Consider the following 24,927-nt stretch of genomic DNA (forward strand, 5'->3'; position numbering starts at 1 on the left):
CCCCCCCCCCCCCCCATAATTATTCTGTAAATCAGGGTGATATAAGATTTACGGGTACCGTTATTGATGAAGCCGGTATACCTGTGATTGGTGCGAACATTCTTGTAAAAGGGACGACAAACGGAACGATTACCGATATGGATGGTAGGTTTACGTTAATCAATGTCCCTGAAAACGCAATCTTGGTGGTTTCTTATATCGGATATCTAGACCGCGAGATTCCTGTGGCAGGGAAAAGTACGTTGGAAATCCGTTTGAAAGAGGATACACAGAAGTTGGATGAGGTCGTTGTCGTAGGTTATGGCGTGCAGAAAAAAGTGAACATGACCGGGTCTATATCGAACGTGAAAGCAGATGATCTATCAGTGATCCCGAGTACAAACCTTTCAAACTCTTTGGCCGGACGTGCGCCGGGAGCTACGATCACGGGTAACTCTGGTTTGATGGGAGCTAAATCCGAGATCCGTATGCGTGGAGGATTCGGTGATCCTTTGTTCGTTATTGATGGGGTGATTCGCGATAAAGAGGCTTTTGACTTGCTGGAACCTTATGAAATAGACCAAATGAGCTTTTTGAAAGATGCGGCTACCGCCTCAATCTATGGTTCCGCTGCAGGAAATGGTGTCGTGTTGGTAACGACCAAGGGAGGAACGAAAAATCAGAAACCGATATTTAATTACCAAGGTTCTTATGCGTTTAGTAAACCGACTCAGGAATTGTTTGCCGACCGTTGGGATGCGATTGATGATTTGGACTATCAGAATGCGGTAGCTCGTTTCCAAGGTACGCCGCTTCCAAATGGCGAGGAGGAGTATGCCTATTTCCGTGACAATAAGATCAACTATAACGTGAACGATTATATTTGGCAGAATCCCTGGAATACGAAACACTCCTTGAGCGTGAACGGTGGTACGGACAAGGTAAAGTATTATGTGATGGGATCGTTCTTGGCCGAGGAGGGATCGTATGTGTCATTGGCGAATAAGAAATTTTCTTTACGTTCGAACCTTTCTGTCGATTTGACCAAGTATATAACCATGAATGTGAACTTGGATGCGAATCAATCGAACGATAAGCGTTTCTACTGGCCTTTCTCAGACGATGACGACCAAGCGGTGTACGATTTATACCGTTGTACCTTCAACGCAATGAAGACAACGCCGTTTTACTCTTACTTAGACGGAACGCCCGCTAACACCATCACGGACTATCCGATCTATCAAGACTATGGTTCTTGGCAGGGATGGAATCCCGTGGATCAAGTGGTTGGAAACCGTTATTTGAAGACACGTCGGCGTAACTTGAACGGTATCGTTTCGTTTAATATCAACCTTGATTTCATAACGAAAGGTTTGAGCACGAAAGTGATGGCCTCTTATCTGGGCCACGATTACAACCGGAAGCGCTTTATGACCTTCCAGAAAAACTATAAATTCCAGCAAGCGGATCCGCAAGGCAATCGTTTCTTGCCGGCTCCATTGAATCTGAATGAATATAATACCTTCAACTTCTCGCAGAATTACGAGAATCTGGAGTATAAGACTAAACAATTGTGGACCGAGCAATTCAACTGGTTCGTGAATTATGCCAATACGTTCGGTAAGCATGATGTGGCAGCCATGGTGGTATTCGAGCAGGCATCTAATGGTGGCGAGGAGGTATCGGCCAAAGGTGAGTCTCCGCTTACGAATTTAGACCAGATGTTCAACTATTCGTCCGATGCTTTGCGGCGCTGGGGCGAGGCGAAGGAGAAGACCGGAGGGCGCCTTTCTTGGATCGGCCGTTTCAACTATACATTCGATCAGAAGTATATCGCCGAGTTCTCTTTCCGTTACGATGGTAACACCCTCTTCCCGGAAGGTAAGCGTTGGGGCTTTTTCCCCTCAGTGTCCGCCGCATGGCGTATCAGCCAAGAGTCGTTTATGGAGTCGACGTCCGATTGGTTGAGTAATTTGAAGATCCGTGCCTCTTATGGTACGACGGGTAACGATATGGATTTGAGCAAGAACCCGGTAGACAAGGTGGATGCGTTCTCTTATTTGCAAAAGTACAAACTGGGTGAAAAATATATCTTCGGTAATAACTTGGCAAATACGATTGTGGCTGGAGCGACTCCGAACTATGCCTTGACATGGGCAACCTCTACTACTTATAATGGTGGTTTGGATTTTGGTTTCTTCAATAATCGTTTGTCTGGAACGTTCGATGCCTTTTATCGGAAAGAGGTAGATATCCTCGGACCGCGTACGGTGACACTCCCAAGCACGTACGGACAGGCTTTGGCTCCGGAAAACTATGCCGAACGTTCTTGGCGAGGCGGTGAGTTGGCCTTGACTTGGATGGATAAGGCTGCGAATGGCGAGATTACTTACTCCGCCTATTTGAATCTGGGATTCGCACGTGATCGTTGGGATGTATTGGATGAGGATGCCACTTATCGAGAAGGGGGTAACCTGCATGCATTGTCGAAATTGGGCAAGGCTGAGGGAATCTTGACGGGTCTGATCGCCGATCACTTGCTGACGGATCCGGCTGAGGTGGAAGCCTTGAAGGCGAAAGGTTTCAAGCAATTCGGACGAGATCCCTATCTGGGTGGTATCTTGTATAAGGATACGAGAGGTGATGGCTACTCGGAGGGACCAGACGGACGGGTTGATAGCAATGATGAGTATAATTTGTTGAGTGAGAATGGTACGCCGCGTATCAATTATGGTTTTGGCGGTAGTATCAAGTGGAAGGGAATCACGCTGGATGTGCATTTTCAAGGAGTCGGAAAATATGATCGCTTCGTAGGTGGCGTAGATAAAGGTTTCTATCAACATGGTGGTACGATTCGTCCTTATTTCCCGATTTGGACGAGTGATAAAGTGTACGATCCGGAACTTAATCCGGATGGAGTTTATCCACGTATCACGGGTACGAGTTGGTATGAGTCTGGAGCGGGTAATACGAGTTACTGGATGCGTAATGGCGCTTATTTGCGTTTGAAGAATCTGAATATTGGTTACGATTTGCCTATGGCTATTCTTCGTCCGTTAGGAATCACGCATGCTCAGGTATTTGCGAACGCTACTAACTTATTCTGTATTTCAGCTGTGACCGAGTTCTTGGATCCGGAACAGGAATATTATGATTCTTATCCTTTGATGAGAACGTTCTCTTTTGGTCTTAATTTCTCATTCTAAATATAATATAGGAAGATATGAAAATGATTCAATTTAAATACGCGATAATTAGTACAGCCTTTTTGTTAGGTGGAATGACAACAGGCTGTGACACGTTGGATATCGACAACCTAGAGACCTACGATGAGTCTATGGTTTGGGGAGACCTTAATCTGGCTCAGGCTTACGTGAACAATCTGTATGAGGAGTGTTTTGAGGGATGGAGTGTTTCTGCCGACCAAAATTCGGATCAAGTGACGGGTATTCCTTGGTATTTGGGTACGATCACGGAGACCGGGGATAGTTATAAAAAATGGGACTATACCAAGATCCGCCATATCAATGAGGCGATCTTTAAACTGGAGTCTAGCGTGATAGAGGATAAGGATGCTGTGGATTTCATGTTGGGACAAGCCTATTTCATGCGTGCCTATATGTATTATTGGATGGTGTTGCATCATGGTGGCGTACCTTATTTGAAAGTGCCGCAAGATAAAGATAAGGATGATTTGTACGTGAAACGTAACTCTACGCCGGAATGTTTCCAGTTTATGATAGAGGATTTGGATCATGCGATTTCCTTGTTGCCTGCCAAGATTGCTGGTAGTTCCAGTGATTATGGGCGTATAGACCAGTGTTTCGCAAAGTCTTGGAAAGCAAAGACCTTGTTACTGAAAGCTTCTCCTCAGTTCAATCCGAAACGTATGTATGATAACGCATACTGGAAAGAGGCTTACGTGGCGGCTAAGGAGGCGTATGATTTTTGTGTGCAGAATGGCATCGCATTGACTGAGAATCCGGCGGATATTTGGTTACAAGAAAAAGGTCCGGAGGTAATCTTCCCGGTTATTTATTCAAATCCGAACCGTGTCGCTACTTGGGAGTATGGGACGCGTCCGGCTTCCGTGAGCCGTGATAAACCTTATCATAATCCTACTTGGGAATTCGTAAAGGATTTCCCGATGTTGGATGGTAAGCGTTACGACGATCCTACGGGTAAGTATTACGTGGGCGACGAGCAGGCTTTGCTGAAGGCTTTCTGGAAGAATCGCGATCCGCGTTTCAACAGGGCTTGTTTGTATAACGGACGCGAATGGCCGGTTGCTGGTAGACCTGCCGACAACCGTATGTATAATGCCTTGGGTGTGAGCAATGCGGACGATCAATATGGTGTCAATCCGAATGCGGGTGTCAATGCGGCCAACAATGATATTTTTTCTGGAATGTATAATTACAAAGTGTCCGATCTTTCCTTGACACAAGACAAGGTGATGACGTTCGATATTGATTATATCTTGATGCGCTTTGCCGAAGTGATGTTCATCTATGCGGAGGCCGCTAATGAGAACGGGCATTCAGATGTAGCTATCGATTTGTTGAAACAGATCCGCAAGCGTGCGGGTATAGAGGCTGGAGCTGATGGTTTGTATGGCTTGAAGGTGGGTAGCCGTGAGGAGATCCGTCAGGCGATTTTGGATGAGCGTCATATCGAGTTGTGCTATGAGGGACATCGTTTCTGGGACTTGCGCCGTACGCGTAATATGATGATGTTGGCCGGTTGGACAAAACATGGTATCGAGGCGATCGCAGTCAACCCGGATGGCTCGGATATGGACTTGAACATCGCTCGCGACCGGATCGCCAAGAATGAGTTGACTACCGGTGATTTCCGCTACGTAATCCATCAAGTTCCTTATACGGAGGCAGCTGAGCGCCAGTTCGTGATCGAGGAAAGCTTCTATTTCTTCCCGATCAAGAAAACTTACTTGGACGAGAACCCGAATTTGGAGCAGAATAATAATTGGGGAGGTACGTTCAATCCGACTATGGAACAATAATTAATTGATTCTTAGATTGCATAATAAGGAATATGAGCATTAGGAATTATATATGGACGTGCGCGGTGGCTATGGCCTTGATTGGTCCAGTCATGAAGGCGCAGGAACAGATCACGATCGGTGTCATCCAATATGATGTATGCGATATAGACAAGAGCTTCAAAGACCTGCATGAGCAGGGCTTTGGTTCTTGTGAGTTAAATTATAGTGAAAAAAGATTTACGAAGGAATTGGCGGAGCAGGTGAAGGCCGCTTCCAAGAAGCATCGGATCCGGGTAACTACGTTGGTTGGTGTGCCGGGAAGTAAAAGTACGTGGAATTTTCGTCAAGGACCGGCCACGATCGGCCTGGTACCTACCGATGAGCGTTCCGAGAAGTTGGACGTATACCGTAAAATGATCGATTTTTGTGTGCAGGCAGGTATTCCGGCTATGCACTCGCATTTTGGATTTATTCCAGAGGATCCGTCTTCGGTGCAGTATAAGGATTTCATCGAGGTGATGCGTGGCTTGGCTACTTATGCGAAGGAGCGTAATGTCATGATTTATTTCGAGACAGGGCAGGAGACTCCTATCACTTTAATTCGTGCGATCCGGGATATCGGTACGGGTAATTTGTTTATCAATTGTGATTTGGCGAATTTACTAATGTATGGCAAGTCGAACTCCTTGGATGCGGTCAAGTTGTTTGGTAACTTGATTAAGGAGTTCCATGCGAAGGATGGCAAGTATCCGGATCCTGGCAATCCGTATGAGCTGGGCCGTGAGGTACCGATCCCTACGGGCGATGTAGATTTCCCTGCTGTGATCGCTGAGTTGAAAAAACAAGGATTCAAGGGCGCTATAACAATTGAATGTGAGCTGAATGGTACTCGCCATGATTATGTGATCCAAACTCGTAAATATTTGCAAGAGTTGCTGGAACGATAGGCTGCTTAACCGCAATTGTAAGCGGTGTTGAATGCCCATTGTAAGTGCTTTATAATGCCCATTATAAAGAGCCTGCAATGGGCATTGTCGTAATTGTAAGAATTATCGACTGGAGTTGTTATTTTATTAGAAGGAAAAAATTATCTTTGCGTGTATACTGTCTAATTGTTAAAATAGAGGATAATGGAAGAGAAGAAAAGATTGACTCGTTCGGATGATAAGATGATAGGTGGCGTTTGTGCCGGTCTTGCGGAATACTTGGATATCGATCCGACGATCGTACGGATCGTATGGGTATTGATGGTTCTTTTCGCCGGATTCGGTATACTGCTTTACGTCATATTATGGTTGATAATGCCTAAACAACAGATCGGATAAAGAATGAATTTTGAAATATCGTCTTCGTTCAGTCCCACGGGTGACCAACCCGAGGCGATTGCGGCATTGTCGGAAGGGATCAAGAACGGCGTTCCTTTCCAGACACTTTTAGGTGTTACCGGTTCGGGTAAGACGTTTACGATCGCTAACGTGATAAAGGAAGTTCAGAGACCGACCTTGATACTCAGTCATAATAAGACGCTTGCCGCCCAGTTGTACAGTGAGTTTAAAGCGTTTTTCCCCAATAATGCGGTAGAGTACTTTGTCTCTTATTATGATTATTACCAACCGGAGGCCTATCTACCTTCTACCGATACCTATATAGAGAAAGACTTGGCGATCAATGAGGAGATCGATAAGCTGCGTTTGAGGGCTACGGCTTCCTTATTGTCGGGTCGTAAGGACGTGATCGTGGTCTCATCCGTATCCTGCTTGTATGGTATGGCGGATCCTACGGCTTTCGCCGAGAAAGTGACGCATCTGGAACGGGGTATGCGTATCGACCGGGATAAGTTGTTGCGCCGGTTTGTAGACGCCCTGTACGTGAATAATAAGCTGGAGTTCAAAAGCGGCTGTTTCCGTGTGAATGGCGATACGGTGGATATTTTCCCGGCGATCGAGACCTTCGACGGCATGGCGTACCGTATCGAGTTCTGGGATGATGAGATAGACCGCATCTCCTCTTTCAATCCGTTGACAGGCGAGGAGTATGATGAGCAAGATGAGCTGAATATTTATCCTACCAATTTATTCGTGACCACCCAAGAGCGTATCAATACGGCGATCGGTCAGATCGATGTGGATCTGGGGACGCAGGTGAATTTCCTCAAGGAGATCGGTAAGCCCTTCGAGGCGAAACGCCTGTATGAGCGTGTCACGTTTGATCTGGAAATGATCCGGGAGCTAGGGCATTGCTCGGGTATCGAGAACTATTCCCGTTATTTCGACGGACGCGCGGCGGGAGATCGTCCTTTCTGCCTGTTGGACTATTTCCCGAAAGACTTCATGCTAGTCGTAGACGAGAGCCATGTGACGATCCCGCAGATTCGTGCGATGTATGGCGGGGATTATGCCCGGAAGAAAAACTTGGTGGAGTATGGTTTCCGTTTGCCCTCGGCGATGGATAACCGTCCGCTTACCTTCGATGAGTTCGAGTCGTTGACGCCTCTAGGCATTTATGTGAGCGCTACTCCCGCCGATTACGAGTTGATAAAGAGCGAGGGAGTGGTGGTGGAGCAGGTGATACGTCCGACAGGCCTGCTGGACCCGATTATCGATGTCCGTCCTTCATTAAACCAAATCGACGACTTGATGGAGGAGATCACGCAGCGCTCGGCAAAAGACGAACGAGTCTTGGTGACTACCTTGACCAAGCGTATGGCGGAAGAGCTGACTACGTATATGACCCGCATGGGGGTACGATGCAACTATATACATAGCGATGTAGATACCTTGGAGCGGGTACAGATTATGGACGACCTGCGGAATGGCCTGTTTGACGTGCTGATCGGTGTCAACCTGCTACGCGAGGGGCTGGACTTACCGGAAGTCTCGTTGGTCGCTATCTTGGATGCGGATAAGGAAGGCTTTTTGCGTTCCCACCGATCCTTGACACAGACAGCCGGACGTGCCGCCCGAAACGTGAACGGAAAGGTTATCTTCTATGCCGATAAGATCACGGCGAGTATGCGACAGACCATGGACGAGACCAATCGCCGGCGGGAGAAACAGATGGCTTATAACGAGGCGCATGGCATTACTCCGAAGCAAGTCATGAAAAACAGTGTATCCATGCTTGCCGAGAAACAACAAACGGCGGAGCCTTACGCTTATATAGAGCCGGAACCAAGCTTGGTAGCGGACCCGGTCGTGCAATACATGAACCGTACGCAGCTTGAGAAGGCGATCGAGCGGACTCGCAAACAGATGACAGAGGCGGCGAAGAAACTGGATTTCATCGAGGCTGCCCAATTCCGTGACGAGCTGGTGAAATTGGAGGATTTACTGAAAACGAAAAAGGATTAGCTTATGAGAAGGGGAATGCTACTGCTCGGTTTTTGGGTGTGTGTATGTATGGTGTTTTTAGTGAACGCCCAAGAGCATACATCCCGTAAATTGTATTGTACGGATGAGGATCGTGCTATTTTCGATCGGTATTGTACTCAGATGGAACCTAAGAAGTCGTTACCCCTAGACGAGCTAATGATCCATACCGCCCTTTTCTTCCGGGGGACTCCTTATGTCGCCTCTACCTTGGAAAAGGAGCCGGAGGGCTTGGTGGTCAATCTGCGGGAATTGGATTGCACCACATTCGCGGAGACCGTATTGGCTTTATCCCGTACCCTGCGAGAGGAAAAAACTACCTTTGAGAACTTCTGTGAGAATCTACAACGGCTCCGGTACAGAGAGGGTACGATAGGGGATTACACAGATCGTTTGCATTATATGACGGACTGGTTCTATGAGAATGAGCGAAAAGGAATCGTGAAAGATATGGGGAGGGAAATCGGTGGTGCCTCCCTACCTTTGGATTTATCTTTTATCTCTACGCATCCGGATAGCTATAAGCAACTGAAGAACCATCCGGAAAGAGTTCGAAGGATGGCCGATAAGGAAAAGGAGATAAACCTACGTCCTCATTATTATGTGCCTAAACAGGAGATCGAGAAATGTTCGTCCGGAATCAAGAATGGCGATATCCTCTGTTTTGTTACTTCTATCAAGGGGCTGGACGTGACGCATGTCGGGATCGCCTATTGGAAGGATGGACAACTGACATTTATCCATGCCTCTTCTTCCGCTAAAAAGGGAATCATCCAAGCATCCTCCTTACGAGATTACGCCGAGGGGATAAAGAGCTGTAAAGGGATATTGGTAGCCCGCCCACTATCGATTCATTGAAATAACTCGAAGGCAAACTTGAATCCCATGCTTTGGTAATGCCAGCGATCGAATCCGGCGAATATCCCGATATTAAAGATATGGTTCCCGATCCCGTATCCGACTTCCGTATAGCTAGGCAAGACCGGTGTCCATAGCTGGCTCCAATAAAAGCGTTCGGAGAGGATATAGCGTGAGGCCGTTTGCATGAACTTTTTCGTGGAGTTGATGCGGAGAACCTTAAATAAGATAAAAGGGCTTTCATACATGAAATGTGCTTGTATATACTTATCGGAGGCATTGAACCACTCGCCTTTCAGTAGATTGAAGACTCCGCCAATCTGATCATCCCACGTATCGGGGAAATTCCTGCGGGTGAAATACCTAAAGTCTGCGAAATAGGTAGACTTCTGTTGTGTATAAAGACCGGCGCTGATATGATAGTTCAATCGTCTGCACAGGCCAAGCATAAGGCTTTGATGCACGTCCGCCTCTATACGTCCGTAATCTCCTGAGCTTTTCCCGACTCCGGGGATACCTCTCGCTATTTCGATTGATATCGTGGGATAGTAAGAATAGACATACTCCTTCCGGTATCCGTCCATGCGATAATATTGGCGGGGGGTATAGGAGAAACCGAGCGTGGGCGTAAAGTCATTATAATTTTGACTAAGTATTTCCTCTACATCATCCCCGGGATCAATCGCCACTTTCTTTTTAGAGGGGATACGGCGATGGTAAGAGATGCCTGTTGTTAATTGAAACCCATTGAATAACTCGATGGAGTTTTTTATTTCCGCATAGTAATGTTTGAAATACTCAAGGTTTAAATCATCGAAATTGAAGGTGGAATCCTTCAATTCCTCATTGATCTTTTGGGTGATCTCGGAAGAATAACTCTCATTACTGTTTCCTACTTCTACCGATAAGATTCCCCGTTTCTGCGGCGAGTATTCCCAATCGCCTCCGACCTTGAAAAATATCTGCTTGCGCTTGAATACGTAACCAATCTCCGGACGGAAACGAATCTGTTTGTCACGGGCGAATGTCTTGCTGATACGGAATCGCTGTTTGTAAGTGATGCCGTTACGGGCGGAATAACCCAATTGGAACGGATTTAGAAAGCCGGAATATTTAATACGGGTCGTTTTATAATCCATATTGACCGTATTCGTCAACTGCTCCGTTAGCTTAACGTACTTCTGGAGATCATCGGCCGTATCGATTTTACTTATATTCTGCTCTTGGGCTTTACTATATAAGTGGGTTTCATCCGGACTCAAGGGATTGTCACGATGGATATTCCAATACGTGGAATCCCTGATAATAGGAACCGTATCGGACGAGAGTTTGTAATAATTGGTCAGGTCCAAGGATTTCCATTTATGGCTTTCGTTGTCCTCCTCCACCCATTCCACTTCCTGATACTTAAAGGAAGAATGGTAGGTGGTTGCCACTGCGTTTCCCAATACCCTGTATCGGAGGAATAGATCCGCCTTCTCGGGTAGGATGAACCGTCTGAAATCCCGTCCGTAGCTCATGACTAGGTTGAATTCGGCGAAAGAGTAACGACCGTTCATATCGATCTTGTCGATCGTCCATGACTGGTCGATGACATATAGATCCCCGCATACCAATTTCTGGCTCCATTGCTTCGGTAGGAAACGGATTTTGTAAATCGTCAAGCCGTTGATAGTCTCCAGCCCTTCCAAGTTGAACGTATAAAACTTAAAAGCGTTGCTAGCTATCGGCATGAAGATAGCATCATCGTAAGCGGTAGGGGAGTATACGTTCAAATTCAAGAAGGCCAAGGCCTCCTGCTGCTTTTTCCCGTTGGGTATGCTGTTTCCGTTGACCGCCTTTAGATCATGAAGATAATTCTGCGGGGCGTTAAATTTAGATTGACAGACCATTTCAAAAAGCATATCCTTATTTTTCCGGTCGATAGGAAAGATATGATGGGCGAGACGTATTAACATATTTTGTTTTAAAATTTCTGTACGTCCTTTGATATAAATCTCAGCCTCGTATTTCGATACCGTATTTTGGTATTGGGCCGCTTTTTCGATGACAAGGTGCATGATCGAGTCCGCCCGTTCTCTCGTTTCTCGATTCCCCTTGCCAAAAGACAGGATCTTATCACTATAAGTATCAGTGCTCTTTGCGAAAATACTTATAGAGATTAAAATCAAGGTAAGTATCGAATATAACTTTTTCAACGATTTTACATTCTTTCCAGACAAACATAATGAATAAATTTCAGTTTAGACGTGAAAGAAAGTAAAATGTTACAATATGGTGTAATTAATCGTACAAAAGTTTTTATTTTTTCAAAAGAAAAATCGTATATTTGTGCTTCATAAGTATGTTATATAGCAGTCGTGGTTAAACAGCAAAAAGAAGAGGTCGATTTATCGGCCAGTTTATCAGAGGTGTGGAGGGTTCTGACCGATAAGGAACGTGAGATCCTCCGTAGTAATTCGACGATCCAGCATTTCAAACGTAACGAGTTGATTTATTGCGAGGGCGACGAACCAAAGGACATGATGTGCTTGTTAAAGGGTAAAGTGAAGATTTACAAGGATGGAGTAGGTGGCAGAAGCCAGATTATCCGAATGATTAAGCCTGTGCAGTATTTTGGTTACCGGGCTAGTTTCGCTCAAGAAGATTACTTGACGAACGCTTCCGCATTCGAGGCTTCTACGGTTTGCATGATTCCTATGACAGTGGTTACGGGCCTTTTAATGAGCAATCCGAATTTGGCTATGTTTTTCATCCGACAATTATCCATTGATCTCGGTATCTCGGATGAACGTACGGTTAACCTTACGCAAAAACATATTCGTGGGCGATTAGCTGAATCTTTGTTATTCCTGAAAGATAGTTACGGGTTGGAAGAAGACGGTGCTACGTTAAGCATCTATTTGGCTCGTGAAGATCTGGCAAATCTATCTAATATGACTACATCGAATGCTATTCGCACGTTGTCCACCTTTGTGGCGGAACGTATCATTGCTTTAGACGGTAGAAAGATTAAGTTGATAGATGAAGATCGGTTGAAGAAGATCAGCAAGATGGGATAATTAGATTATTGATCGTAAAAATAAGAAATAAAGGGGCCTTTTTAGTAAGGGCCCCTTATTTTTTATAGGATCGCTTGGCGTAGACGTACCAAACGTGTCAAAAGATCTTCCAATAAATCCAGTTTTAGCATATTGGCCCCGTCGGATTTGGCTTGGCTTGGTTCCGGGTGGGTCTCTATAAACAGGCCGTCCGTGCCTACGGCTATAGCGGCTTTCGCTATCGTCTCGATAAGGGCGGGCAATCCACCGGTCACGCCGGAGGTTTGGTTCGGTTGCTGCAAGGAATGGGTTACATCCATAATGACTGGGAAACCGAATGTTTGCATTTGCGGGATACCCCGGAAATCGACAACAAGGTCGGTATAGCCGAATGTCGTTCCCCGCTCGGTGATCATGACATTATCATTTCCTGCGTCCACTACCTTTTGTACGGCGAATTGCATGGCACCCGGCGAAAGGAACTGTCCTTTCTTTATATTGACGATCTTCCCGGTCTCGGCCGCCGCTACCAATAAATCCGTTTGGCGGCATAGGAAAGCCGGGATTTGAAGGACATCGACATATTCGGCGGCCATGGCAGCTTCCGTTGTCTCATGGATGTCGGTAACGGTGGGAATATTGAACGTCTCGCCCACCTTCCGTAAGATCTTTAACGCCTTCTCATCCCCGATGCCCGTAAAAGAATCCAGACGGGAGCGATTCGCTTTCCGATAGGAGCCTTTGAATACATAGGGTATATGCAGTCTTTCCGTGATACCCACTATTTTCTCGGCGATACGTAACGCCATATCTTCCCCCTCGATTACGCAAGGACCTGCCATCAAGAAGAAGTTCTCGCTTTTATTTAGATCGTTTATTGTTATCATAGCTGATTATTTAGAATTCGCATTGTTGTCGCTATTTTTTCTTCGGTCGGTAGGGTGGCGTCTATCCAATGAATCTCGCAACCCCGGCGTTCCATGCCCCGGAACCAAGTCATTTGCCTCTTGGCGAATTGATGGATCGCTATCTCGAGTTGCGAGACCATCTCCTCAAAAGAAAGCTCCCCGATAATATATAAAGTAAGAAACTTATATTCCAATCCGTAATAGATCAAGTCCTCCGGTTTAACACCCGTAGCCAAGATCGTACGAACCTCATCCACCATTCCTTCGTCCAACCGGGTCCGCAAGCGTCTGGATATTTTTTCCCTACGTAATTCCCGGTCGATGTGGATACCGATGATCAGGCTGTTGATCGGATTATATTCATTTACGTCTGGTGCCTGAGTCTTATAATACTCCTCGATCTCGATCGCACGGATAGCCCGCTGGGCGGTGTCCACGTCCGTTTTATTATGTAATATCTTATAAGAGGCGAGGATGGTTTCCAGCTCCTCCAAGGTTTTATTCCTCAAGGATTCCCTTAGCTCAGGATTTTGAGGCACGTCTAATAGCTTATATCCTTTTAATACGGCCTCTATGTACATCCCGGTTCCTCCGCATAAGATCGGGAGTTTACCCCTCCGCTTCATATCCTCATAGACCCGGAAAAAGTCATGCTGATACTCAAATACGTTATATTTATAGCCGGGCTCGCAGATATCGATCAAGTGATAGGGGATTTGTTTTCCATTCACGTTGTAATCGGCCAAATCCTTACCCGTCCCGATATCCATAGAACGATAGATCTGCCGGGAATCAGCGCTGATGATCTCCGTATCCAACTGGGCGGCGAGAGCGGCGGCGAAGGTCGTCTTTCCGGAAGCCGTAGGCCCTAGAATCGTGATAAGTTCATATGATTTCATGATACAAACGTACGAAAAAAAAGGCCATCCTCAAAGAGGATAGCCTTTTCTATGTAGAGTGGTAATAAATTACTTACCAGCGATAACGCGAGCCATCTCACAAACTTTGTTTGAATAACCCCACTCGTTGTCGTACCAAGATACGATCTTAGCGAAGTTAGAATCCAAAGAGATACCAGCTTTAGCGTCGAAGATAGAAGTGTTAGCACAGCCACGGAAGTCAGTTGAAACAACTGCGTCTTCAGTATAACCAAGAACACCTTTCAATTCGCCTTCAGAAGCTTCCTTCATTGCAGCGCAGATGTCAGCCATAGAAGCCTCTTTCTCAAGAACTACTGTCAAGTCAACAACAGAAACATCAGAAGTCGGTACACGGAAAGCCATACCTGTCAATTTGCCGTTCAATACAGGTAATACTTTACCTACAGCCTTAGCGGCACCCGTTGAAGAAGGGATGATGTTCTCAAGGATACCACGACCACCTCTCCAGTCTTTCTTAGAAGGACCGTCTACAGTCTTCTGAGTAGCTGTAGCAGCGTGAACTGTCGTCATCAAACCTTTAACGATACCGAACTTGTCGTTCAAAACCTTAGCGATAGGAGCCAAGCAGTTTGTAGTACAAGAAGCGTTAGAGATAATGTCTTGACCTGCGTAAGTTGTATGGTTAACACCGTAAACGAACATAGGAGTAGCGTCCTTAGAAGGAGCAGACATGATAACTTTCTTAGCGCCAGCTTGGATGTGCTTGCGAGCTGTCTCGTCTGTCAAGAAGAAACCAGTAGACTCAACAACAACGTCAGCGTCAACCTCGTTCCATTTCAAGTTAGCAGGATCCATCTCAGCAGTTAAACGGATCTTGTTACCGTTTACAACCAAAGCGCCGTCTTCTACAGCTACTTCGCCGTCGAAACGACCGTGTACTGAGTCATATTTCAACATGTATGCCAAGTAATCAGCATCCAAAAGGTCGTTGATACCTACAACTTGAATATCGTTGCCAAAGTTAGCAACTGCAGCACGGAACACCATACGTCCGATACGGCCAAAACCGTTAATACCTAGTTTGATCATTGTAATAAAACTTTTTATGGGTTTATTAATAATAAGTCTTTATTTTTATCTCTTATCCATCGCAAGGAGTAGATATTCATTTTATCCTTGCTTTAACGACTGCAAATGTAGTCATGTTTTTTGTATTGAGCCTTATAATATAGCGAGAAAAAAACTGCCCTCTAACATAAATTAATTGTTGGAGGTTATTTCTTTTTCTTGAATAAGAGATTTGAGAACCATTTTTTCGCTTTTTTGATTCCCCACGTCATAATAAATGGTTGAGCGAGATCCCAAGCGATGGGAATCATACCTTTCGCTATGGATAAATAGTCTGAGATCCCTAAAGCGATGGAGGGTTGTCCGGCCGTTACGGGAGCTGTGTTCTTGTCGTTTGTTTTTGTCGTTGACTTATTGCTAGGGAAAAGGAGAGACGATAGTCCGGATAACAACAAACTTCCGGCGTTCTCCTGTATATAAGAGAAATCCTCATTCAATTTCTGTTCCTGCCGCTTACATTGTCTCTGTATGCGTTCTTTGTCAGAAATCAGTTTCTCCAGTGGGGTTTGCTGGTTGTTCATCGTTTGTCGCATTATTTTTATCGTCATTCGCCGTCATGGCGGCTATTACCTCATTTAATACTTTTGTGCTGATCCTGTCCCTATTCATTATTATAATGCCGATAAGTAGCAGGTACAAGACCGCCACGATACCGAATCCGAACCCGGAGGAGCCGAGCCAATCCCCTAGGAAGAAGCCCAAGGCCAAGAATATGAACAAGATGGCGAAGAATGCCAAAAACAATAATATCAAGCCATATGAGAGAACGGCTATGACTTTACCCGTTCTCTCATATGTACTCAACTTTAGGAGCTCAAGTTTTAACTCCACATAAGCCGATACATCTTCTTTCAGCTCACGGAAGACTGTTCCTGAATCTTTCTCCATACAAAGCTTATTCAGCTACGATTTCTTCTGTTGCCTGTACTACTTCTTGCTTTCCTTCTTTATATTTGGCAAGAGCGGAGTTAAAACCTTCTTTTACTTTTCCGACAACACCGTTCAATTCTTCCAGTAATTGTTCTCTCTTATCTGTCGCTGCCAAATAACCTACAGCGGCACCAACAGCCGCGCCTACTACAAGGCCAAGTAATAATTTTGAATCTACGCTTTTCATAACTTTTTCTTTTTAGAAGTTTCCACTAAGATAACGTATTTATTTGGATTAAGGTTTATCCTTGTCTTAACTTTTGTTGTTAAAAAAAGTTATCCTTTTAAGACCTTCACGGCAACCCAGTTATTTCTTTCGTTATAAGAATCCAATTTCAGCCCGTTTTTCTGACATTCAGCTTCTATCGCCGGGATATCTTCTACATAAAAGCCGCTCATAAATAGGATGCTTCCCTGTTTCATACTGTTTGTATATTGACAAATGTCATTCAGGAGGATGTTCCGGTTGATATTGGCAAAGACGATGTCGAATAGTCCGAATTCCTTGATTTTCTCGGCGCCGCCCAAGGCAACTTGTATGTCTTCGGTATGATTCAGGCGGATATTCTCTAGGGCGTTGTTATAAGCCCATTCGTCGATGTCGATGGCCGCTACCCGTTTCGCCCCTTTCAGCCGGGCCAAGATGGCCAGCACGGCTGTGCCGCATCCCATATCCAGTAGCTCCTTGCCTTCTAGGTCTAGTTTCAGCATCTCACTTATCATCAAATAAGTCGTTTCGTGATTGCCGGTGCCGAAAGCCATTTTCGGGTCTATTATTATATTATATGTATAGCCGGGCTCCGCCTCGTGGAAGGAGGCACGGATGATGCATTCGCTTCCGATCCGGATGGGTTTGAAATAATTCTTCTCCCATTCCTCATTCCAGTCCTTGCTTTCTACCCATTTGGAGGTGTAATCGATCCGGGTATTCTCTAGCGGAAAGTCGGCCAGTTTATCATCCAATGTCTTTTTGTCGTATAAAGCCTCGGATATATATCCCAGCAAACCCTTCTCGCTTTCCGTAAAGCTCTCAAAACCGATTTCCCCCAACTCGGCGGCCAGCACGTCATTGATAATCTCTTTTTCGATAGGAGAGGTGTATGTGAAACTAAGTTCGTAGTAGTTCATGTCGTATCTTTTTGTTTATTTTCTATATTGTCCGCAAACATACGAAAAAATCTGTTGCCTATTCAAATATCACGAAGCCTAATACAATTCCGCATATTCTTTCTCCGCGTCGAAGCAGGGGCAAGCCTTGCGGATATAGGGGCTGAGTTGGTAATGTCCCAGGATATGCGCTGACGGGTAATCACGGCGTAGCTGCCGCAAGAGATCGAGCAGGGTACAACGCTGGGCGTAGGTGCGGGTATCAGCGGGAAGACCTCGCTCATCCAATCCGCCCTCGTAGCAAATACCCAGACTGTGATCGTTCCAGCCCGAGGCGTGTGCCCCGATCTGGTTCTCCGGCCGGCAGCGGTGCAGCTCGCCATCCCGGGTGATATAGTAATGATAGCCGATGTCGGCGAACCCACGATCCTTGTGTGCGCTTCGAAGCGCTTCCACGGGAAAATTCCGGTCGTACCGTGTTGCGCTGCAATGAATTACAAGGAGGCGAACCTCCCTGTAATTCTGGTAAAAGCAATATTGTTTCATTTTTATTCTTTTTTTAGTTTGTGTGTTACTTTTCTCTTGAAAGAAAAGTAACCAAAAGTTCAAGGCTGACGCGGACGGGCTACTCGTCGGCCTTCGCTCGCTGTCGCGTCCCAACTCGCTTCGCTCAAACAGGGACGCTCCTGTCGCTCACTTCGGCCGCCTCGCTTTACGCCCGCCCGCTAAGGCCGGAGGGAGAGCCGTTCCCGGCTCTTTGAGGAGAGGCCGGCCCCTTGAGAAAGACTGTCCTTCTGGGTAGAGGGTGTCCTCTTTGGGGGAGGTTGTCTTCTTTAGGGAGTGGGAACGGGTGGGGGAGGCTTGCTAAAACAATTGGCAAGCTTGCAGGCCGAAGGCTCCCGCAATGGCGGTAGCAACAGCGATGATCACTTTGAGAATGGTACTCCAAACAGACTTCTTCATGATAATTGATAATTAATAGTGAACAATGAATAATGAACAATGAATAATGATATCACGGACGATATAAGAGGAAAGCGGAGCTTTCCTTTGGACGGCCTCAGCGGACGGGCGTGAAGCGGAGAGACCGTAGCGAGCGCCCGGAGCATCCCTGTCTGAGCGAAGCGAGTTGGGATGCGACAGCGAGCGTAGGTCTCGAAGTAGCCCGTCAGCGTCAGCCTTGACCTTTTGGTTACTTTTGGGTCAAGCCAAAAGTGACATACCGATTGGGTACAAGCCAAAAGTGACACGCTAGATCTCGTCAGGCGATTCCGAGTCGTCCCCTCCGGAAGCGGGCTTCTTGCTGATATCGACAGAGGTCTCCCCGGCCTTCTCCGCACGAAGCACGGCTTGCTGAGCCTTGCGGCTGGCCACCGGCTGGAACTCCAGTCCGGCGAAGATGTTCTTCAGGTCCTCACCCGGTATATACTGGATGTTGACACCGGTGATGTTTGTAGATGTGAATTTCTCAAGACTCTCCGCCCCCTCGTTGAGTATCTGTAGACGGAATTTGCCTAAATCGCCGAAATCCACCTGCTTTCCCTCTTGGAGGGCATCGAGCAGGTTCTCGACGGTGGAGATCAATACCGCTACCACGTCCGCACGGCTGACGGTGGTTTGCATGGATACCCGGCGACTCAGTTGCTTGAGCGACAGCTCTCCATTGATCTGTGCCGTGGCGTACGCTTTCGCCGGCTCGTCTTTCTTCAAAGGGTTGGGCCGAAGGGCCACACTGTAATTTAATGCCATAGTTTTGATAATTTAAAATTAAAAATTGAAAATTGAAAATGGGATCGATCTGTTTTCGATTACGAATGTACGACTTCCGGTTTCCTCCGGAATGAGTCTCGTAGAGGCGGTGTGAAATCGGGGTATATAAGGTGATAAAAGATGAATATTAGTGGATCGGATCGTTGCCGGATTCGTACTTTTTCAGTATCTTTATTCCTGTAAATGAATTGAAAAACACCTATTTTATGCAAACAAACAACGAATATCTGGATGAGTGGCCGGTGCGCCCTTATAGCAAACGGGAGTTGGCCATGGCCTATGCTCCCGATATCAGTCCGTGTTCCGCCCTCAACCGCTTGGCGGGATGGGTCCGGCATCATCAGAAGCTCAGCCATGAGCTGGATGAGACAGGCTACCAAAACCGGCAACGGATTTTCACCTCCCTGCAAGTGGAACTGATCTTTCGCTATTTGGGCCGTCCTTGAACGAGGATCTTCCACGTTCGCTTTCGCATGCGTATATCGGCATCGCTTCATGCGTATATTGACGTTAGCCCACACGTATATCGGCGTGGCCCTGTACGGGCGTAGGCGTGAGGCGATGCCGGTGTACGTGTGGGGCGTGCGAGTAATGCAAATAATGCAAGTAGTGCAGTACCTGTTTTCCCACACACGTGCGTACATACTTAAAAGAAGAGGAGGAAGAGGGATTATGTTTTCTTATAATCCCCTCGTTTTTCTCCCTTTCGGACGATTCCCTGTTTCTGCCAACGTTGCAAGCAACTGCATGCGGTGTTTTTGGGTATCTTCAGCTTCTCGGCTTCTTCCAAGAGGGATTGATAGGTGAAATCCGTATCCAAGGCGATGAAGAGACGTTCTTGGTCGGCCATGCCCCGGTTCTTCACCTCGTTGGCGGGAAGGAACGAGAGTATGTGTACGGCGTGTAGGTACATCGGCTCGGCCAAGGAAAGGACCGCTTGGAAATCATCCTCTTGGATGGAGAGATCCCAGCGGGTGATGATCCCGTCCTTGATGTTGTCGGCGCAGGTCTGCGGGTCTGGCGTGAGCCGGGGCGACTTGCGCAGGCTGGCGGCGAAGTCTCCCGCCTCCTCGCATTCCCCTGTTATTCGCAATAGGGCGACGATCGACAGGATACGTCCGATATTGATGGCCATCCGTACGACGGAGCTGTTCATCTCGTTGCCGGTGCCCTTCCGGGAGCGCTCGAACAAGGTTTGGAACACCTCGTTGAAGGAGACGATTTGCGCGTCGGTCAAGCGAAGCGAGATCACCCCCAGTTTCTGGATCTCTCTCAAGTGAGCGATCCAGTCCTTGCCCAATTTCTGGAACTCCAGCGACGTGTCGGTCCGCTGTAGGCTGAACTGGTTGATCCAGTGAAGTACACGGGGCATATAATAGAACATTTGCCGGGAGAACAATCCGTTCTCGCTGGAAGGGATCAGCGGCTTCACCTGCCCGGGTGTTCCGCTTATCAATACCGACAGGTGTGAGTGCCGCAGCTCCCGATACTCCCGGTCTGTCCGCCGGTTGTAACTGAGTGGGTCGTGATCGAACGAGCTGCGGATCACCTCGCTCCAATGGCCATAATCCGAGGCGATGGAGTTGCTGACCATGTCCGCCTCGGTCTCGCAGATGATCCCCACGCCGCCCGAGTCGATGATATTCTGCAAGATACCGGTACCGGTGTTGTTGCCGGAGAATATAAACATACGGTTGAGAGGCATTTCCGGCTCCTCGGCTTTCGCCTTTTCCCGTCCCAAGGAATTGAAGGAGGTCATCTCTTTCTTATACCTTTTCATCTCCTCCGCCACGGTCGCCCGGATCTCGTCGTGGATCGGTTGCACGAGCATTCGCGTCCACGCGAGCACGCCTTTTCCGGAGGCGGGGGGAGCGACGACGAAGGTTTGCAAACTGGAGAAGAACCATTTGCCTCCATATAGGAACCGCAGCGTCTGGGCGAGCGAGGCGCCCAAGGTGGTGAGCCCGCCCAGAAGGAGTACATCCCGTTGCTCCCGGCTCTGTCCGAACGCCATGATCTGCCGCAACATCCGGGGCCACTCATGCCCCTCGGGGAAGAAGGGCAGGTGGGTGAACGGATCGACCTGCTCCTCGATCTCGGTCTCTACATTATTATCGCACGCACGTGTGTGGGAAACAGGTGCTGCATTATTTGCATTACTTGCATTACTTGCGTGCGTATTGCGGGGGCGGCTTGGAGGCTCCAAGCGTACGCCCGCCAGTTCGGCCAAGTGGAAGGCCGTACCGAGGTGTATCCTGTGGTCTCCCTTTTTCAAGGAGTTGGAGAAAAGTCGTTCGGCCTTCTCCCGGTTAAACTTCACCGATAGGGAACACAGGGCGATGAAACCTTCTCGTCCTGCCTCGCCGCAATCGTTGGCGATGGCAAACGCCAAGCGTACGTATTCACAATATCCGGGGGCGATATCTACACCCGCCGAACGAACCGCTTCTACTAAGCGGGATAAACTGTCTGACATGTAATTTATGATTTATGAGTTATGATTTCAAATCCTAAAGAGTGCGTTGGGATCATGACATAGGAAACAGGAGCGGACGATGTCTTTGCCGCTCGGGTCTACTTTCCGGGAGCCTCGCGTCTCTCCGTCGCCATACACATATTCCACGTAGTTCATTACGCCTAGGATATGCTCGGAGATATAGGCGGGTGTCTCGTTTCCGGGATGTTCCGGATAGGGGACGAAAGCCTTTACGCCTCGTTCGCTCGGGCTGATGAAGCAGAGAGTGGGGCATAGGTAGGCATCGTCGAACAGCTGTCTTCGGAGAGCTTCCGCCTCCGCGGTAGAGTCCAATCCGTCTACATCCACTACTACCAATCCGCTCGGGGCTAGGAGCCGATCGCTTTTCCGGTAGGAGAAAGTCCCGCAAGGCGTGACATACGGTAGCGTTTGCCGTTTCAGCTCGCTGAATCGTTCCTTGTCACCCGTCTCAAGCGGGAGGCGGAGCTGCCGGGTGAGGCGTTCGAGGGCCGGATCGCCGGTGATGAGTCGGGCCACCTCCTGTAAGGTGACTTCTCGACTGGGATATACGGTAGCCGGTCGTGATACTCGTCCCGTTAGGCTATCTTTGACCGGTGAGATCGGGGCTGCGAAAAGGGACATTTTAAATTCATTTTTCATGTATTCTTTTTCTTAAGATTAACGGCGGTGAAGGTCGGATTAATAAAATAAAGTGCGGGACGAACAGTTCGTCCCAATGTTAATGGTGTTGACATGATTAAATAAAAGATAACAGAATAAACAAGGATTTAAGGAGGATTTATATGAAAAAAGAAGACGTGGTGGGGGGTATGTTGGCTTATATAGCCCACCTTCGTGAGGTGGGGCGTTATTCCACGGCGAAGAGTTATCTGGACGCTTTACGCTCGTTCAAGTGTTTTTGCGGGATGGAGGAAATCCCTTATGCCTATATAGACAAAGAGAGGCTCTTGCTTTATCAGGCATGGCTGTCGAAGCGGGGCTGTATGCGCAATACGGTGTCCACCTATATGCGGCGAATCCGGCATATCTATAACTTGGCGGTGGAGGCTGGCGAGGTTTCGTATATCCCGAATCTGTTCAAGGGGGTGTTTACAGGCGTGGAGAGCAAGCGGAAGAAGGCGTTGCCTCTGGATAGCTTGCGTTCGTTGATGGGGACTCCGAGAGTTGAGCCGGAGATGCGGAGAACCCAGCTGTGTTTTTGCCTGATGTTCTCGTTCAGCGGGATGGCGTTCGTGGATTTCGCCCATTTGCGGAAAGAGAATGTCAAGGACGGGGTCTTGTCGTACCACCGTCAGAAGAGCGGGTCTTTCATCCGGGTGGAGATCCCGGCCGATGTACGGCTCTTGTTGGATGAGTTGGCGGTTTGCACGGACAAGGACTCGCCTTACCTGTTCCCGTTTCTGAGCGGGAAGAAAACGGGTGAGGCGGCCTATGCGGAATACAACGGCGCCTTGCTGCGCTTTAACCGCGCCTTGAGGTCGCTGGCGGAGACTTGTGGTGTGGGTGAGCCGGTCACCTCGTACACGATCCGTCACTCTTTCGCCACGACCTTGAAGGAACAGGACGTACCGATCGAGATGATCAGTGAGCTGTTGGGGCATACGTCTATCAAGACCACGCAAATTTACTTGAAGAGCTTTTCCTTGGAACGTCTGTCGGCGGTGAACCGGGCTTGCTTCGAGAGCGTGTATAAACCGGTATCCGAGGTAGGGTAAGAGATTGGCTACTCGGGAAGTAGCGTATTCTTTCATGCCGCGAATATAGTAAAAAATAACTAAAAACAAGCGAATAGATCCGCTTGTTTACTCATTGTAGGCGTTTGATCCTCTCGATTCTTTGATTTTCCCATTTTATCCTAAACGTATAGACATGGTGACGCGGGTGAAACGACCTCTTGTTCCCGGTATCATTCCACCATGCCTCATAACCTGTGTGTGTATCCCTGTAGAGACGGGGCGTGCCCCGTCTCATCTCCTCAAAATGGTATTTAAATTACCGTCAGACGATGGGAGACGGAGCACGCTCCGTCTCTACAGCTGGGTAATTTTCACCTCCTTTTACGCTACTTCCCGAGTAGCTTAATATTTCAAGCGATGGTGATTTTCAGAAAAGCCATTTTTAAAGACATAAAGTGTTGTTTATCAGGAGTAAATATGGTTCTCTTGGTAGGGCTTTGAATTGTCGTGAGGCTTGAGTGGAGATCCTGCTATAATCTTAGGAAAAGATAATCATAATGATGAATGTTTTGAGAGACGGTTGCTCGGAGAGGGGTACGGCGCGGGTTGGCAAGCGTCATGACCTGAAGACTGTACGCTGGTACGTGCTCACGCTTCCTACTACGGGTGTGGCACGACGCGACAGGATCAGCCCCGCTAAAAGCTTGGATGCCGAGCTTTCCCGGCGCGAGCGTCGTGGGGAGACGTTGTTCGAGTATTTCGCCCCCTCCTATGTGGAGGTGAGGAAGGTGGACGGAAAGATGGTCAACACGAAGCGGCCCCTGCTGTTCAACTACGTGTTTGTCCGGTCCTCGGTTGAGGAGATCTTCCAGATGAAGCGTACGCTTCCCCTATACAATTTCCTTCCCCGGGTCTCTTCCGGAGGCATGACTCATTTCCCTTATCTGTCGGATGACGAGATGGGGAATTTACGTTGGGTGGCGGAATCTTATTCCAACGAGCTTCCGGTGTACGTACCGGACAGCGACCGCTTGCTGAAGGGAGACCGTGTGCGTATCACGTCCGGTTATTTTACCGGTATGGAGGCGGAGGTGGTGATCCAGCCGGGTGGCGGTCATAAAGATGTGATGGCTCGTATCCTCGATTGCATGTGGGTCCCCTTGTTGGAGGTGAAGCCGGGCGAGTATGAGCTGATCGAGCTGAACACAAAGGGTAAGCACGTCTATACCCATCTGGATAACGACCGTCTGCGGGAGGGTTTGCACGATGCCTTGGGACGTTACCATGCCTCCGGCAGCGTATCAGAGGAGGATACCCGCTTGGCCCGTGAGGTGTTGAGATCCTACGGTTCGCTCCGTGCGGAGACGGACGTGATGCGTTGCAAGATCTACTCATTGCTTCTTTCTGCCTACAAGTTGTTGGGCGATGAGGAGGAGTTCACACGTTTGCATGACACGATGCGTGGTATGCTCCCGGTGGTGAAAGCTCCGCAATCCCGTGCCTTGTTGCTGGTGACGCTCTACGGTTGCACGGACAGCGCCCTTTACCGGCAGATGGCGCATGAGGTGGTGGATCCGTGGCGGGGTGAGTCCTCGCCCAAGAAAAGCAAGTTATCCTTGATCCGCCGGTTGGACGATTACGACGGGTGGCTCAACCATGAAATAAGTTAACAGTAGACAAGTGACAGTTGACAGTTTAAATCAAAAATCATAAATCAAAAAGAAATGTCTTCCCTTCCTTCCGGCGTTCGTTTGGTGCGGTTGCTGAACGAGCATTTAA

Annotated in this window: 24 protein-coding genes; 10 read left to right on the top strand and 14 right to left on the bottom strand. The window is 47.8% G+C overall.

The annotated features are described in order from the left end of the window. Nucleotides 1–41: 41 nt before the first annotated feature. The 6 genes from DWX84_RS15220 (at nucleotide 42) to DWX84_RS15245 (ending at nucleotide 9,210) form a co-directional block, all read left to right on the top strand. Complete coding sequence (locus DWX84_RS15220; protein ID WP_122377552.1) at nucleotides 42–3,185, top strand: TonB-dependent receptor; 3,144 nt, start codon at nucleotides 42–44, stop codon at nucleotides 3,183–3,185. Between the two features lie 17 nt (nucleotides 3,186–3,202). After that, entirely contained in the window at nucleotides 3,203–5,002 is a 1,800-nt protein-coding gene (locus DWX84_RS15225; RefSeq protein WP_005865951.1) for a RagB/SusD family nutrient uptake outer membrane protein, read from the top strand. Nucleotides 5,003–5,034: 32 nt separating this feature from the next. Beyond that, complete coding sequence (locus DWX84_RS15230; protein WP_005865953.1) at nucleotides 5,035–5,931, top strand: sugar phosphate isomerase/epimerase; 897 nt, start codon at nucleotides 5,035–5,037, stop codon at nucleotides 5,929–5,931. A 183-nt stretch (nucleotides 5,932–6,114) separates the two neighbouring features. Continuing rightward, complete coding sequence (locus DWX84_RS15235; RefSeq protein WP_005865954.1) at nucleotides 6,115–6,309, top strand: PspC domain-containing protein; 195 nt, start codon at nucleotides 6,115–6,117, stop codon at nucleotides 6,307–6,309. 3 nt (nucleotides 6,310–6,312) lie between these two features. Continuing rightward, nucleotides 6,313–8,334 (top strand): excinuclease ABC subunit UvrB, encoded by a 2,022-nt coding sequence (gene uvrB / locus DWX84_RS15240; RefSeq protein WP_121960999.1) that lies wholly within the window; start codon nucleotides 6,313–6,315, stop codon nucleotides 8,332–8,334. A gap of 3 nt (nucleotides 8,335–8,337) precedes the next feature. Beyond that, a complete protein-coding gene (locus DWX84_RS15245; protein WP_122144285.1) occupies nucleotides 8,338–9,210 on the top strand; it encodes an N-acetylmuramoyl-L-alanine amidase-like domain-containing protein in 873 nt (290 codons plus the stop codon). Here the strand turns inward: DWX84_RS15245 and DWX84_RS15250 are convergent. After that, on the bottom strand, nucleotides 9,204–11,408 hold the full coding sequence (locus DWX84_RS15250) for a DUF5686 family protein (RefSeq protein WP_121960997.1): 2,205 nt from the start codon (nucleotides 11,406–11,408) through the stop codon (nucleotides 9,204–9,206). The two genes, DWX84_RS15245 and DWX84_RS15250, sit on opposite strands and share 7 nt — an antisense overlap. Before the next feature lie 213 nt (nucleotides 11,409–11,621). Between DWX84_RS15250 and DWX84_RS15255 the strand changes: the two genes are divergently transcribed. Beyond that, the gene (locus tag DWX84_RS15255) at nucleotides 11,622–12,272 is read left to right on the top strand and encodes a Crp/Fnr family transcriptional regulator (RefSeq protein WP_369799702.1); all 651 of its coding nucleotides are present in this window, start codon (nucleotides 11,622–11,624) and stop codon (nucleotides 12,270–12,272) included. Nucleotides 12,273–12,334: 62 nt separating this feature from the next. On the opposite strand, the gene kdsA is transcribed toward DWX84_RS15255, so the two are convergent. The 11 genes from kdsA to DWX84_RS15310 all read right to left on the bottom strand — a co-directional run bounded on the left by kdsA (nucleotide 12,335) and on the right by DWX84_RS15310 (nucleotide 18,954). Further along, nucleotides 12,335–13,138 carry a 3-deoxy-8-phosphooctulonate synthase gene (kdsA, locus tag DWX84_RS15260; RefSeq protein WP_044545592.1) on the bottom strand — a complete coding sequence of 268 codons (804 nt, stop codon included), beginning with the start codon at nucleotides 13,136–13,138 and terminating at the stop codon, nucleotides 12,335–12,337. Then, nucleotides 13,135–14,058 carry a tRNA (adenosine(37)-N6)-dimethylallyltransferase MiaA gene (gene miaA / locus DWX84_RS15265; RefSeq protein WP_005861832.1) on the bottom strand — a complete coding sequence of 308 codons (924 nt, stop codon included), beginning with the start codon at nucleotides 14,056–14,058 and terminating at the stop codon, nucleotides 13,135–13,137. Before miaA ends, kdsA begins: the two co-directional genes overlap by 4 nt. Nucleotides 14,059–14,127: 69 nt before the next feature. Then, nucleotides 14,128–15,129 (bottom strand): type I glyceraldehyde-3-phosphate dehydrogenase, encoded by a 1,002-nt coding sequence (gene gap, locus DWX84_RS15270; protein WP_005861834.1) that lies wholly within the window; start codon nucleotides 15,127–15,129, stop codon nucleotides 14,128–14,130. 185 nt (nucleotides 15,130–15,314) lie between these two features. Next, on the bottom strand, nucleotides 15,315–15,689 hold the full coding sequence (locus tag DWX84_RS15275; protein ID WP_005865964.1) for a hypothetical protein: 375 nt from the start codon (nucleotides 15,687–15,689) through the stop codon (nucleotides 15,315–15,317). After that, nucleotides 15,649–16,056: a phage holin family protein gene (locus tag DWX84_RS15280; protein WP_005861838.1), complete on the bottom strand. Its 408-nt coding sequence runs from the start codon at nucleotides 16,054–16,056 to the stop codon at nucleotides 15,649–15,651. Before DWX84_RS15280 ends, DWX84_RS15275 begins: the two co-directional genes overlap by 41 nt. 7 nt (nucleotides 16,057–16,063) lie before the next feature. Continuing rightward, nucleotides 16,064–16,285 carry a YtxH domain-containing protein gene (locus DWX84_RS15285; protein ID WP_005861840.1) on the bottom strand — a complete coding sequence of 74 codons (222 nt, stop codon included), beginning with the start codon at nucleotides 16,283–16,285 and terminating at the stop codon, nucleotides 16,064–16,066. Nucleotides 16,286–16,374: 89 nt separating this feature from the next. Next, nucleotides 16,375–17,226: a 50S ribosomal protein L11 methyltransferase gene (gene prmA / locus DWX84_RS15290; RefSeq protein WP_121960996.1), complete on the bottom strand. Its 852-nt coding sequence runs from the start codon at nucleotides 17,224–17,226 to the stop codon at nucleotides 16,375–16,377. A gap of 78 nt (nucleotides 17,227–17,304) precedes the next feature. Further along, nucleotides 17,305–17,751 carry an N-acetylmuramoyl-L-alanine amidase gene (locus tag DWX84_RS15295; protein ID WP_121960995.1) on the bottom strand — a complete coding sequence of 149 codons (447 nt, stop codon included), beginning with the start codon at nucleotides 17,749–17,751 and terminating at the stop codon, nucleotides 17,305–17,307. A 318-nt stretch (nucleotides 17,752–18,069) separates the two neighbouring features. Beyond that, nucleotides 18,070–18,168 carry a smalltalk protein gene (locus DWX84_RS21500; RefSeq protein WP_005861849.1) on the bottom strand — a complete coding sequence of 33 codons (99 nt, stop codon included), beginning with the start codon at nucleotides 18,166–18,168 and terminating at the stop codon, nucleotides 18,070–18,072. Further along, nucleotides 18,165–18,446, bottom strand: coding sequence for a hypothetical protein (locus DWX84_RS22220; RefSeq protein ID WP_122377553.1), 282 nt, complete (start codon nucleotides 18,444–18,446; stop codon nucleotides 18,165–18,167). Before DWX84_RS22220 ends, DWX84_RS21500 begins: the two co-directional genes overlap by 4 nt. A gap of 10 nt (nucleotides 18,447–18,456) precedes the next feature. Beyond that, nucleotides 18,457–18,954: an HU family DNA-binding protein gene (locus DWX84_RS15310; RefSeq protein ID WP_122297357.1), complete on the bottom strand. Its 498-nt coding sequence runs from the start codon at nucleotides 18,952–18,954 to the stop codon at nucleotides 18,457–18,459. 227 nt (nucleotides 18,955–19,181) lie between these two features. On the opposite strand from DWX84_RS15310, the gene DWX84_RS15315 reads away from it, so the two are divergent. After that, on the top strand, nucleotides 19,182–19,421 hold the full coding sequence (locus DWX84_RS15315) for a DUF4248 domain-containing protein (protein ID WP_034527861.1): 240 nt from the start codon (nucleotides 19,182–19,184) through the stop codon (nucleotides 19,419–19,421). Nucleotides 19,422–19,645: 224 nt separating this feature from the next. On the opposite strand, the gene DWX84_RS15320 is transcribed toward DWX84_RS15315, so the two are convergent. Both DWX84_RS15320 and DWX84_RS15325 read right to left on the bottom strand, forming a co-directional pair. After that, entirely contained in the window at nucleotides 19,646–21,451 is a 1,806-nt protein-coding gene (locus DWX84_RS15320; RefSeq protein ID WP_122297358.1) for a DUF3987 domain-containing protein, read from the bottom strand. Nucleotides 21,452–21,478: 27 nt separating this feature from the next. Next, nucleotides 21,479–22,111 (bottom strand): BT4734/BF3469 family protein, encoded by a 633-nt coding sequence (locus tag DWX84_RS15325; RefSeq protein ID WP_122297359.1) that lies wholly within the window; start codon nucleotides 22,109–22,111, stop codon nucleotides 21,479–21,481. 143 nt (nucleotides 22,112–22,254) lie between these two features. Here DWX84_RS15325 and DWX84_RS15330 point away from each other — a divergent pair, with 143 nt between their 5' ends. Then, nucleotides 22,255–23,187 (top strand): site-specific integrase, encoded by a 933-nt coding sequence (locus DWX84_RS15330; protein ID WP_122297360.1) that lies wholly within the window; start codon nucleotides 22,255–22,257, stop codon nucleotides 23,185–23,187. Nucleotides 23,188–23,705: 518 nt separating this feature from the next. Further along, nucleotides 23,706–24,818, top strand: a complete 1,113-nt coding sequence (locus DWX84_RS15335; RefSeq protein ID WP_122377550.1) for a transcription termination/antitermination protein NusG — start codon at nucleotides 23,706–23,708, stop codon at nucleotides 24,816–24,818. The last annotated feature ends 109 nt before the right edge of the window (nucleotides 24,819–24,927 follow it).

It is taken from the genome of Parabacteroides sp. AF21-43, from assembly GCF_003635435.1.
GTDB classification, from domain to species: domain Bacteria; phylum Bacteroidota; class Bacteroidia; order Bacteroidales; family Tannerellaceae; genus Parabacteroides; species Parabacteroides distasonis.

Excerpts from the sequence above, each read along its gene's own strand:
- DWX84_RS15225 (WP_005865951.1), top strand. The coding sequence starts at position 3,203 with ATGAAAATGATTCAATTTAAATACGCGATAATTAGTACAGCCTTTTTG.
- DWX84_RS15230 (WP_005865953.1), top strand. The coding sequence starts at position 5,035 with ATGAGCATTAGGAATTATATATGGACGTGCGCGGTGGCTATGGCCTTG.
- DWX84_RS15235 (WP_005865954.1), top strand. The coding sequence starts at position 6,115 with ATGGAAGAGAAGAAAAGATTGACTCGTTCGGATGATAAGATGATAGGT.
- uvrB (WP_121960999.1), top strand. The coding sequence starts at position 6,313 with ATGAATTTTGAAATATCGTCTTCGTTCAGTCCCACGGGTGACCAACCC.
- DWX84_RS15245 (WP_122144285.1), top strand. The coding sequence starts at position 8,338 with ATGAGAAGGGGAATGCTACTGCTCGGTTTTTGGGTGTGTGTATGTATG.
- kdsA (WP_044545592.1), bottom strand. The coding sequence starts at position 13,138 with ATGATAACAATAAACGATCTAAATAAAAGCGAGAACTTCTTCTTGATG.
- miaA (WP_005861832.1), bottom strand. The coding sequence starts at position 14,058 with ATGAAATCATATGAACTTATCACGATTCTAGGGCCTACGGCTTCCGGA.
- gap (WP_005861834.1), bottom strand. The coding sequence starts at position 15,129 with ATGATCAAACTAGGTATTAACGGTTTTGGCCGTATCGGACGTATGGTG.
- DWX84_RS15275 (WP_005865964.1), bottom strand. The coding sequence starts at position 15,689 with ATGAACAACCAGCAAACCCCACTGGAGAAACTGATTTCTGACAAAGAA.
- DWX84_RS15280 (WP_005861838.1), bottom strand. The coding sequence starts at position 16,056 with ATGGAGAAAGATTCAGGAACAGTCTTCCGTGAGCTGAAAGAAGATGTA.
- DWX84_RS15285 (WP_005861840.1), bottom strand. The coding sequence starts at position 16,285 with ATGAAAAGCGTAGATTCAAAATTATTACTTGGCCTTGTAGTAGGCGCG.
- prmA (WP_121960996.1), bottom strand. The coding sequence starts at position 17,226 with ATGAACTACTACGAACTTAGTTTCACATACACCTCTCCTATCGAAAAA.
- DWX84_RS15295 (WP_121960995.1), bottom strand. The coding sequence starts at position 17,751 with ATGAAACAATATTGCTTTTACCAGAATTACAGGGAGGTTCGCCTCCTT.
- DWX84_RS21500 (WP_005861849.1), bottom strand. The coding sequence starts at position 18,168 with ATGAAGAAGTCTGTTTGGAGTACCATTCTCAAAGTGATCATCGCTGTT.
- DWX84_RS15310 (WP_122297357.1), bottom strand. The coding sequence starts at position 18,954 with ATGGCATTAAATTACAGTGTGGCCCTTCGGCCCAACCCTTTGAAGAAA.
- DWX84_RS15315 (WP_034527861.1), top strand. The coding sequence starts at position 19,182 with ATGCAAACAAACAACGAATATCTGGATGAGTGGCCGGTGCGCCCTTAT.
- DWX84_RS15320 (WP_122297358.1), bottom strand. The coding sequence starts at position 21,451 with ATGTCAGACAGTTTATCCCGCTTAGTAGAAGCGGTTCGTTCGGCGGGT.
- DWX84_RS15325 (WP_122297359.1), bottom strand. The coding sequence starts at position 22,111 with ATGAAAAATGAATTTAAAATGTCCCTTTTCGCAGCCCCGATCTCACCG.
- DWX84_RS15330 (WP_122297360.1), top strand. The coding sequence starts at position 22,255 with ATGAAAAAAGAAGACGTGGTGGGGGGTATGTTGGCTTATATAGCCCAC.
- DWX84_RS15335 (WP_122377550.1), top strand. The coding sequence starts at position 23,706 with ATGATGAATGTTTTGAGAGACGGTTGCTCGGAGAGGGGTACGGCGCGG.